We start from the raw sequence: 1,864 nt of genomic DNA on the forward strand, positions 1-1,864 counted from the left end.
ATTTAATACAAGCGGCTGATCTTTAAATTTTTCAACAGCAAGACTTAAAGCAAGATAAGCAGATCCCGTAGTAAATTTTTGTGCATGAATTTTTTCACCAGTATCAATAATGGTTCCACCATCAATGCTTTTATACAAAATATTTCCATTCTTCAAAAAAGAAGGTTTTAAATTTCTTTGTAAAAGTATACCTGTTTTTCTGGCTGTTTTAGCAGTTAACAAATTATCAGACAAAACAGCGCGACGTTCATTCATTGAATGCAAAACGTCAATAGCATCTTTATCACCAATATTTGCTTGTTGATGTAACCAATCAAACCAATTAGGAAATTTAGTTTCTGCTAATTTTCTCTTAGCTATAGCTTGCTTTTTTCTTAATTCTTGTTGGCGTAATGATTTTTGTAATTTTAACGTATTTCGCAGTCCAGCTCGTGAGCTTTTAGGCATAAATCTTAATAAAGAACTTTGTTGTTTGTACCAAATAAACAGTTGATTATAAAAAATAGCTTTGCGTCCGTAATATTTGATATTCCTTCGTCTTTCTAAATTGCTTGCATTTTTGTTCTTCATATCGAGAGTACAAACGTGTCTTAGTCTTCTATTTTTCCATGTAAAGTTAGACATTTGCTTTTGTATAATTGGTTTAAAATCTTCATAGGACCAAGTTTCTTTCAAGAGCTCGTAAAGATAATTATAACTTAACTTTAACCCATAGATCAATATCAGGCTCTCTAGACTAATCCACTCCCCGTTTTTATAACGAGACCATGATCGCAAAACTTTTTGTAATGCTAATTAATTGTATAATAAGTTCTAGCTATCTTTCAACATAAGTTGAAAGATTCAACTCAGTCCTATATTCAAATCTTTTATCTTTGATATTGTATATTTTCAATGTCACATTCAAATCCAGTGGTGTCTTGATTAAATTATATTTTGTTCAATTTTTGACAGGTTTTCATAGTGTACGTTTGTCAAAAAAGGTTCGTAATTACGAAAACTGTCAGGATTAATTTATTGATCGCATATGAATGTGTAGATTATCTGTATCTTTATGGATAGCTGAGATACGTTGATGATTTTCGTAACCTAATGCAGAACAAAATTTATCTTCAATTTCATAAAGTGTGTGTTTTCGAATTTTCCATCTGAAAAGATAAACTAAATGATATGTCTTATCAGACTTTGATTTTTTATTTGCTCTTGAGTTTTTAAAATGAATTCTGTTGCCATAACTGGATCATCTGTATGACAATTTGTAACTCTTACGGATGCTACTTTTTTGCTATTTTGTATATTATCATCAAGTATGTAATCAGACGTGAGTTTCCAGTCTCTTGGTAAAGTGCCACCATCTAAATCCATGATGTAGCGAGCTAATCTCGCCATATTTGATGTTGTTTTTTTTCTTTCAACACGTTTAGCAATCATAAAGTAGATACTTTTTCAAAGATTTGTTTTTGAAGTTCACGAAATGAAATCATCATTTGATTTATATCACTTGGTACTCCACCTTTTCCGTTATTTGTAACCAACCATAATTTTAATAAACCCGCCACTCTTCCTAAATCTCCTTGCAACTTAGTAAGATCTTTAACTACATCATAATCTATATGAGTTTTTACGGGTTCAAGCTGTCCAACAGTACGCAAATAAGTGGAAATAGATAAACCTGTTTGTCTTGCATTTTCTTCTATGGTTTCTTTTTCCTCAAAAGTACACCAAACACTCAGTCTAAATTTTCTTGGCCGTGTCATTTTTACCTTCCTAAATTGCGGTAGCAATCAAACCTCGTAGAGCAAGATATGTTGAGCATTTATGCGAATAAGTTGAGTAATGTTAGTTGCGTAGCGCTACATTACAC

3 protein-coding genes and 1 pseudogene are annotated in these 1,864 nt (G+C 31.5%); all 4 read right to left on the minus strand.

Annotated elements, in window-relative coordinates; all coding sequences use genetic code 11:
• Positions 1 to 675 (minus strand): annotated as a pseudogene (locus K3248_RS08915) (TraI/MobA(P) family conjugative relaxase); the annotation flags it as partial.
• A gap of 334 nt (positions 676 to 1,009) precedes the next feature.
• Positions 1,010 to 1,222, minus strand: a complete 213-nt coding sequence (locus tag K3248_RS09240; protein ID WP_371875527.1) for a relaxase/mobilization nuclease domain-containing protein — start codon at positions 1,220 to 1,222, stop codon at positions 1,010 to 1,012.
• On the minus strand, positions 1,162 to 1,431 hold the full coding sequence (locus K3248_RS08925; RefSeq protein WP_246588466.1) for a hypothetical protein: 270 nt from the start codon (positions 1,429 to 1,431) through the stop codon (positions 1,162 to 1,164). The genes K3248_RS09240 and K3248_RS08925 overlap by 61 nt, the downstream gene beginning before the upstream one ends.
• On the minus strand, positions 1,428 to 1,757 hold the full coding sequence (locus tag K3248_RS08515; RefSeq protein ID WP_151030309.1) for a plasmid mobilization protein: 330 nt from the start codon (positions 1,755 to 1,757) through the stop codon (positions 1,428 to 1,430). The genes K3248_RS08925 and K3248_RS08515 overlap by 4 nt, the downstream gene beginning before the upstream one ends.
• Positions 1,758 to 1,864 lie beyond the last annotated feature (107 nt).

It is taken from the genome of Bartonella raoultii, from assembly GCF_019659805.1.
Classification (GTDB): domain Bacteria; phylum Pseudomonadota; class Alphaproteobacteria; order Rhizobiales; family Rhizobiaceae; genus Bartonella; species Bartonella raoultii.